The sequence below is a fragment of the Rathayibacter sp. AY1F9 genome, from assembly GCF_002932155.1.
Classification (GTDB): domain Bacteria; phylum Actinomycetota; class Actinomycetes; order Actinomycetales; family Microbacteriaceae; genus Rathayibacter.
This window is the reverse complement of record NZ_PSVA01000027.1, coordinates 39,325-46,900: the sequence shown is the minus strand read 5'-3', so window position 1 is coordinate 46,900 and position 7,576 is coordinate 39,325. Positions and strand designations below refer to the sequence as shown.

The window sequence follows — 7,576 nt, the reverse complement described above, 5'->3', positions numbered from 1 at the left end:
TGACGACGAAGGAGGAATCCGCCCGATCGAGCACCGCCGAGCTCACCGCCGAATCGCGTTCCAGCGATTCGCCGTAGCGGTACGCTCCCCGCTCCACGACACGCCCCCACCTCGTACAGCCGACCGCGGAGCCGATGACGACGAAGGAGGAATCCGCCCGATCGAGCACCGCCGAGCTCACCGCCGAATCGCGTTCCAGCGATTCGCCGTAGCGGTACGCTCCCCGCTCCACGAAACGCCCCACCTCGTACAGCCGACCGCGGAACGGATGACGACGAAGGAGGAATCCGCTCAATCCAAGAGCAGCGCCGGTTCCTCCAGCACGCTGGCGACGTCGGCGACGAAGCGGCTGACGACGTCGCCGTCGACGACGCGGTGGTCGAAGGAGCCGCCGACCGTGGTGACGAAGCGGGGGCGGACCTCGCCGTCGACGACCCAGGGCTTCTGCTTGATCGTGCCGAGGGCGATGATCGCGACTTCGCCGGGGTTGAGGATCGGGGTGCCCGTGTCCATCCCGAAGACGCCGATGTTGGTGATGGTGATGGTGCCGTTCTGCATGTCGGCGGCGGTGGTCTTGCCGTCGCGGGCGTCGAGGGTGAGCTTCTCGAGGGCCTGGGCCAGTTCGAGGAGGCTCATCGACTGGGCGTCCTTGACGTTGGGGACGAGCAGTCCGCGCGGGGTGGCCGCGGCGATGCCGAGGTTGACGTAGTGGCGGACGACGATCTCGGTGTCGGTCCAGGCGGAGTTGACGGTGGGGTTGCGGCGGACGGCCCAGATGATGGCCTTGGCCATGATGAGCAGCGGCGAGACCTTGACGCCGGCGAAGTCGGGCGAGTTCTTGAGGCGCTTGACGAACTCCATGGTGCGGGTCGCGTCGACGTCGACGAAGACGCTGACGTGGGGCGCGGTGAACGCGCTCGTCGACATCGCGGCGGCGATCGCCTTGCGGACGCCGCGCACGGGGATGCGCTCCTCGCGGTCGTCGCCCCAGGCGGGGGTCTGGATGTTGCGGAAGACGCTGGCCTGGGAGGCGTGGCGGATGACGTCGTCGCGGGTGACCTCGCCGGCGAGGCCGGTGGCCTGCACCTCGAGGAGGTCGACGTCGAGGTCCTTCGCGAGCTTGCGGATCGGCGGCTTCGCGATGACGGGGAGCGCGGCGGCGGCCGGCACGGAGGCGGGCCGGGCCGGGGCCGTCGGGCGGGCGGCGACGCGGGCGCCGCGGACGCTGGTGCCCTGGGGGTCCAGCGGCGGGCTGACGACGGCGGCGCCGAGGCGGCCGGGAGCGGAGAGGACGAGGGCGCCCGAGACGCTCGACTTGGCGGGGACGCCGACCGCGCGCATCCAGCGGCCCGAGCCGTCGTAGACACCGCACGTCGCCATGACCGCGACCACGTCGCGCGCGACCGACGCCGGCACGACCCGCTCGCCGGTCCCCGGGTGCACGCCGCCGAACGCGAGGGTCGCGCCCATCGCGGCCAGGTCGCGGACGTCGACCAGCACGGCGCACGCCCGGGCGTACGCGGAGACGGCGTCGTCGGCGCTGCGATGCAGGGTGCCCTCCGCGCGCATCAGGTGCGCGAGGGCGTGATTCCGGTCGCCGAGGAGGTGCTCGTCGGCGGCGACGCTCTCGTCGACGGAGAGCGGGCGGCCGGCGAAGGCGGAGAGGCCGCGGAGGATCCGCTCGCTCCGGCCGTCGGCGTCGCCCCCGTCGACCAGGGCGGCGGTCAGCAGCGCTCCCGCGTTGACCATCGGGTTCGGCGGACGCCCGGTGCCGTTCTCGAGCTTGAGGGCGTCGAAGGCCTCGCCGGTGGGCTCGATGCCGACGCGGTCGAGCGCGTCGCCGCCGGTGTCGAGGAGCGCGAGCGCGAACAGGAACGGCTTCACGGCCGACTGGATGCTGAACCGCTCCTCCGCGTCGGCGCTCGCGCGGACGGACCCGTCGGGCAGGACGAGCGCGATCGCGCACAGACCCGGGTCGGCGTCCGCGAGCGCGGGGATGCTGTCGTCGACCTCGCCCCCGTCGTCCGGCAGCACCTCCCGGCGCAGCGCCTCGAGGTCGAAGGCCAGGGGATCGGGGAGGGGGCTCATCCGTCCACTCTGTCAGGGCGGGGAGCCCGTCGCGTCCCGGGCCTCAGACGAGCCCGAACTCCGCGTCCAGCGCGTCCAGCTCCGCGGCGAACGACGCGCGCAGACTCTCCTTCTCGTCGGCGGGCAGCCAGGAGGCCTCCGCTCCGGTGAGCGCCATCGCGCGCAGCTGCGCGGCGGTCGCGCCGATCGGGCCGGCGGTGAGGCGGTACTCGTCGGCGAGCGTGGTCGGGAACATCCCGGGATCGTCGGAGCAGGGCACGACCCGCAGTCCCGCGTCGAGCATCGCCCGGATGGACGCGCGCCGCCAGGGCCGCCAGGAGCGGCGAGAGGTCGTCGAGGCGACGGTGAACACGACGCCCTGCTCGCGGACGCGCTCGACGACGGCGGGGTCCTCGAGGACGAAGTAGCCGTGGTCGATCCGGTCGCAGCCCAGCAGATCGAGGCAGGTCGTCGTGTTGGCCGCGGTCGGGGCGTGCTCGGAGGAGTGGGCGGTCCGCCCAGGCCGGCCTCCCCGGCGAGGCGGTAGGCGTCGGCGAAGCGCTCGGGCGGACCCGCCGTCTCGAGGTTGTCGAGCCCGATCCCCGCCACGTACTCGTGGGGGTGGCGGACGACCTCGCGGACCAGCTCGAGCGCCTCCTCCCCGCTGCGGCCCGCGGCCTGAGCCGGGACGGTTCCCGACGGGGCCCGCGGGTCCGCGCGGCTCCGGGAAGCCGGACGCGGTCCCGCGGGTCGGACGCCGCTACGCCGTGAGCGCGACCGCCGTCCACGAGACGGGCGGGAGGGTCAGCGTCAGCACGCCGTCCTCGAGCGTCGCCGTGGCCTCGCGCAGGCGCACGCGGTTCTGGTCGTCACGCGTGTTCTTCGCGTAGGGGTCCTCGTCGAACAGGGCCAGCGCCTCCGCGATGCTCGAGACTCCGAGGCCGCTGACGTCGACGGTGACCTCGATCGGCTCCGTCTGCGACCGGTTCACCAGGAAGACGGCCGCGCGGCCCTCGTCGACGGTGGCGACGGAGTCGATGAGCGGAGCGTCGCCGTGACGGGCGGTCGAGTAGGTCCCCGCGTCGATCCGGGGGCGCAGCACCGAGCCGGAGGCCAGACGCGCGGTGGTCGAGAACGGGAAGAACGTGGTCTGGCGCCACGCGGCTCCGCCCGGCTCGGTCATGATCGGCGCGATCACGTTGACGAGCTGCGCGAGGGAGGCGGAGGTGACCCGGTCGGAGTTCTTCAGCAGCGTGATCATCAGGTTGCCGAGGACGACGGCGTCGGCGACGGAGTAGACGTCCTCGAGCAGGCGCGGGGCGTAGGCCCACTCGCGGGTGCTCTGGTCGCCCTCGGCGTCGGCCTTCTCCTTGGCCTGCCACTCCTCGAGGTACCAGACGTTCCACTCGTCGAAGGAGAGCTTGATGTCCTTCGTCTTCTTGAGCTTGAACTTCACGTGGTCCACGGTCGCCGCGACGGTGGCGATGAAGTACTCCATGTCGAGGGAGGAGGCGAGGAAGGAGCCGAGGTCTCCGTCGTACTCCTGGTAGTAGGCGTGGCACGAGACGTACTCGACGTCGTCGTACGCGTGCTCGAGGACCACGCGCTCCCACTCGCCGAAGGTCGGCATCGACGAGCTCGACGAGCCGCAGACGACCAGCTCGAGCGAGGGGTCGGCGATCTTGAGGGCCTTGGCGGTGCGGGAGGCGAGCTTGCCGTAGTCGTCGGCGCTCATGTGGCCGACCTGCCAGGGGCCGTCCATCTCGTTCCCGAGGCACCACATGCGGATGTCGTAGGGCTCGGTCCCGCCGTTGGCGATGCGCTGGTCGGCGAGAGCGGTGCCGGCCGGTCCGTTGGCGTACTCGAGGACGTCGAGCGCCTCGAGGACGCCGCGGGTGCCGAGGTTGACGGCGTACATGATCTCGCTGCCGGTCAGCTCCGCCCACTTCGCGAAGTCGTCCAGCCCGACCTCGTTGGTCTCGAGCGAGTGCCAGGCCAGGTCGCGGCGGCGGGGGCGCTCGGAGCGCGGGCCGACGCCGTCCTCCCAGCGGTAGCCCGAGACGAAGTTGCCGCCGGGGTAGCGGATCGTCGTGGTGCCCAGCTCCTTGACCAGCTCGACCACGTCGAGGCGGAAGCCGTCCTCGTTCGAGGCGGGGTGGCCGGGCTCGTAGATGCCGTCGTACACGCAGCGGCCGAGGTGCTCGACGAACGAGCCGAAGAGGCGCGGAGTGACGGGGGCGACGACCGCGGCGGGGTCGAGGCTGATGCGCGCGGTGGCGGCGGGGGCGTCGGTCATGAGGGCCTTTCGGGCTTCGGGCTCCCGCAGCGGGCTCGGCGGCGAGCGGTCTTTCTAACGTTGTACACGATGGTCCGCCCCGGCTCGGCCGCTGTCAAGAGCGGCACCGGCCCCCTCCTGCCTCGCTGCTCGCCGCTGCCGACGGCGGCAGACCTCTTCGGGCGTCGCGTCTCCCCGCCGCCGCTCAGCGCACCTGTGCTCGACTGGGCGGGTGCCCTCCTCCGATGCCGTCACCGACGCCTGCTCCGAGCTCGCCGACCGCGCCGACGCCCTCGCGGCGTCGCATCCCCGCCCGCGCGCGTTCCTCGCGGCCGTCGCGAAGGACGTCGCCGGCATCCGCAGCGCCCCGCTCGGCGCTCTCGACCTGGCGCACGGCGGCCGCAACCGGGTCCGGGGGAAGGGCTTCCGCCGCCCCTACGACGACGGCACCCGCGGCCAGGCCCGCCACTTCGCCGGCGTCGCGGGCGCCACGCTGTACCTCGGCGGCCCGCTCGCGCACCTGTTCCTCCGGACCGTCGGCGGCGACGTCCGCGGCTCGGCCGACGACCGGCTGACGACGCGGGCCGTGGAGTGGAGCCGGCTCCTCCGCCGCGGCGAGCTGGCCGTCGTGGACGCGGGAGCGTGGATCCGCCGCGAGATCTGCGGCAGCGGGACCTGCGCCTAGGCCCCGGCCGACGCCCAGCCGACCGGCGGGTCCTCCGCGATCGGCCGGCCCGCGGTCGACTCCCGGGCGACCACGGTGAACGCCGCCTCGTGGAGCGTCCCCGGGCCGGTGCGGGTGCCCTCGATCCGGGCCTGCAGCACCTCGACCGCGGTGCGCGCGATCTCGTCGCGCCCCGAGTCCACGCTGGAGAGGCTGGGGGAGGAGTAGCCCGCCTCGTCGATGTCGTCGAAGCCGATCACCGCCACCTCCTCGGGCACGCGGACCCCCGCCTCCTGGAGCGCGCGGACCGCGCCGAGCGCGAGGGTGTCGTTGAGCGCGAACACGGCGTCGAAGTCGAGCCCGGAGGCGAGCACGCGGCGCATCGCCTCGGCGCCGCCGGAGCGCCGCCACGGGCCCGAGACGCCGATCATCCGCTCGTCGTAGGCGATGCCGGCCTCGGCGAGCGCGGCGCGGTAGCCCTCGAGGCGGAGCGACGCCGAGCTGACCGCGGCGTCGGGGTGCGTCCCGAGCGCCACGATCCGGCGCCTTCCGGAGGCGAGCAGGTGCGCGGTGGCCGCGTGCGCCGCCGCAGTGTTCTGCATGGTGACGTGGTCGACCAGCCCGGTGAAGATCCGCTCGCCGAGCAGCACCAGGGGGAAGCCGACCGCGAGCGCGTCCTCGTCGGCGAGGCCCAGCGGGCTGAAGAGCAGCCCGTCGGTGAGCTGCCGGCGCTCGCTCGCCAGCACGCTCCGCTCGCGCTCGGGGTCGCCGCCGGTCTGCTCGATCAGCACCGTCAGGCCGCGCTCGTCGGCGGCGCGCATCACGCTGTCGGCGAGCTCGGCGAAGTAGGGGAGGCTCAGCTCCGGCAGGGCGAGGCCGATCACGCCGGTACGGCCGCGGCGCAGGCTCCGCGCGGAGAGGTTGGGCCGGTAGCCCAGCTGCGCGATGGCCGCCTGCACCCGGGAGCGGGTGGCCGGGCGCACGTGCGGATAGTCGTTGATCACGTTCGAGACGGTCTTGATCGAGACGTCGGCGGCGCGGGCGACGTCGTGCAGCGTGACGGCCACGGTCCTCCCTCCGCTCGGCCCTCACGCTACCCCGGGGCTCCGCTCCGGCCTGTCGCGGATCGACGCCGGGGCGGCGTGCGGGCGGGGCGCGTCGCCGGAGCAGGACGCGCCCCGCGGCCGATCAGGTGTACCAGCTGGGCTCGGGGACGGTGTCGAGCAGGGCGAAGACGCCGACCTCGCGGCGCTTGTAGGGCAGCGGATCGTGCAGGGAGTGGGTGCGGAGGTTCCGCCAGTAGAGGTCGAGTCCGACCGAGCTCGCGGAGGCGCGGGCGCCGGTCAGCTCGAAGACGCGGGTCGCCGTCGCGAGGCCGTCCTCCACGATCCGCGCCTTGGCCGCGGCGATCCGCACGGCGATCTCGCCGCGGCGCCGAGGCGTCAGCTCCTCGCGCGGAGCGTGCAGCGCGGCCGAGAGCGCGGCCCCCGTCGCGTCGATCAGCGCCTCGTCGGCCCAGAGCCGGGACTGCAGGTCGCCGTATCCCTCGAGCACGTACCACTCGTCGCCGGCGCGCTCCTTGTCGTCGCCGCCGTACGGCCAGGCCCGGGTGCGCTCGCGGGTGTACTGCGCCGCGCGCTCGAGCGCTCCCTGCGCGATGCCGAGGTAGAACTCGGCGAAGACCTGCTGGATGACGGGCACGTTGAGGGTGTTGTAGACGAGCGGACGGTAGACCTTGTCGACGAAGCCGGCCGCCGCCGCCCACGGCACGCGGACGCCGCGGATCTCGACGGAGCCGGACTCGGTGAGGCGCTGGCCGAGGCTGTCCCAGTCGCGGCCGAAGACGATCCCCTCCTGATCGGTGGGCACGATCGCGAAGAGGTGGGTGTCCGTCCCCTCGAGCACCCCCTCGAGCACGGTCAGGTCGCTGACCACGCCGCCGGTCGAGAACGACTTGCGGCCGGTGAAGACCAACTCGTCGCCCTCCTCCCGCACGGTGAGGTCGGAGTCGCGCGGGTTCACCGCGCCTCCGTAGAGGAGGTCCCCCTCGGTCGCGAGCTGCTCGACCGCGATGATCTGCTCAGGGGTCCCCACGAGGCGGGCCGCCCAGGCCCAGAGGTAGTGGTAGCCGAGCAGCTGGCCGATCGAGCCGTCGCCGCGCGCGACGGTGCGGACGACGCGGAGGGCGGTGGTCCACTCCTGGGCGCCGCCGCCGTGCTCGGCGGGCCCGAGCAGCGTGACGAGGCCGGCCGCCTTGAGCAGGGCGACCTCGGCGAAGGGGGCGGCGCCGGCGCGGTCGCGCTCGAGGGCGTCGGTCGCGAGCACGGCGGCGACCTCCTCGGCGCGGACGAGCCAGGCGTCGGGGGAGTCGGGCCGGGGGGCGGCCGACCAGTGCTCGGCGGCGGCGCCGATCGGCGTCGCGGCGTCGGCGCCGGTGGTCGTGGGTGCGGTGGTGGTCACGGTGTCCTCGTCTCGTCGGGGGCGGTGTGCAGCGACTGTGCCAGGGGCGAGGTGCTCGGAGCGAGGCGCGTGTCGCCCCGTGTCCGCGTGTGTCCGCGGATGACCGGCGG

At 73.8% G+C, this 7,576-nt stretch carries 7 protein-coding genes; 1 reads left to right on the top strand and 6 read right to left on the bottom strand.

The window, feature by feature from the left end; translation table 11 throughout:
- The 4 genes from C5C37_RS14850 to C5C37_RS14835 form a co-directional block, all read right to left on the bottom strand.
- Positions 1 to 295: hypothetical protein (locus tag C5C37_RS14850; protein WP_146085246.1), on the bottom strand; the 295-nt coding region annotated here is incomplete at its 3' end.
- A complete protein-coding gene (glsA, locus tag C5C37_RS14845) occupies positions 292 to 2,088 on the bottom strand; it encodes a glutaminase A (RefSeq protein ID WP_104339182.1) in 1,797 nt (598 codons plus the stop codon). The genes C5C37_RS14850 and glsA, both read right to left, overlap by 4 nt.
- Positions 2,089 to 2,131: 43 nt before the next feature.
- Positions 2,132 to 2,524 carry a hypothetical protein gene (locus C5C37_RS14840; protein ID WP_258074160.1) on the bottom strand — a complete coding sequence of 131 codons (393 nt, stop codon included), beginning with the start codon at positions 2,522 to 2,524 and terminating at the stop codon, positions 2,132 to 2,134.
- Between the two features lie 303 nt (positions 2,525 to 2,827).
- The gene (locus tag C5C37_RS14835) at positions 2,828 to 4,363 is read right to left on the bottom strand and encodes an alpha-N-arabinofuranosidase (protein ID WP_104227228.1); all 1,536 of its coding nucleotides are present in this window, start codon (positions 4,361 to 4,363) and stop codon (positions 2,828 to 2,830) included.
- Positions 4,364 to 4,574: 211 nt separating this feature from the next.
- Between C5C37_RS14835 and C5C37_RS14830 the strand changes: the two genes are divergently transcribed.
- The gene (locus tag C5C37_RS14830; RefSeq protein ID WP_104267827.1) at positions 4,575 to 5,027 is read left to right on the top strand and encodes a hypothetical protein; all 453 of its coding nucleotides are present in this window, start codon (positions 4,575 to 4,577) and stop codon (positions 5,025 to 5,027) included.
- Here C5C37_RS14830 and C5C37_RS14825 read toward each other — a convergent pair.
- Together C5C37_RS14825 and C5C37_RS14820 are read right to left on the bottom strand one after the other, a co-directional pair.
- Positions 5,024 to 6,073: a LacI family DNA-binding transcriptional regulator gene (locus C5C37_RS14825; RefSeq protein ID WP_104339181.1), complete on the bottom strand. Its 1,050-nt coding sequence runs from the start codon at positions 6,071 to 6,073 to the stop codon at positions 5,024 to 5,026. The genes C5C37_RS14830 and C5C37_RS14825 overlap by 4 nt on opposite strands.
- Before the next feature lie 121 nt (positions 6,074 to 6,194).
- Entirely contained in the window at positions 6,195 to 7,466 is a 1,272-nt protein-coding gene (locus C5C37_RS14820; RefSeq protein ID WP_258072316.1) for an acyl-CoA dehydrogenase family protein, read from the bottom strand.
- Between the last annotated feature and the right edge of the window lie 110 nt (positions 7,467 to 7,576).

What these genes read in the sequence shown, in the direction of transcription:
- glsA (WP_104339182.1), bottom strand. Translation starts at nt 2,088, where the DNA reads ATGAGCCCCCTCCCCGATCCCCTGGCCTTCGACCTCGAGGCGCTGCGC.
- C5C37_RS14835 (WP_104227228.1), bottom strand. Translation starts at nt 4,363, where the DNA reads ATGACCGACGCCCCCGCCGCCACCGCGCGCATCAGCCTCGACCCCGCC.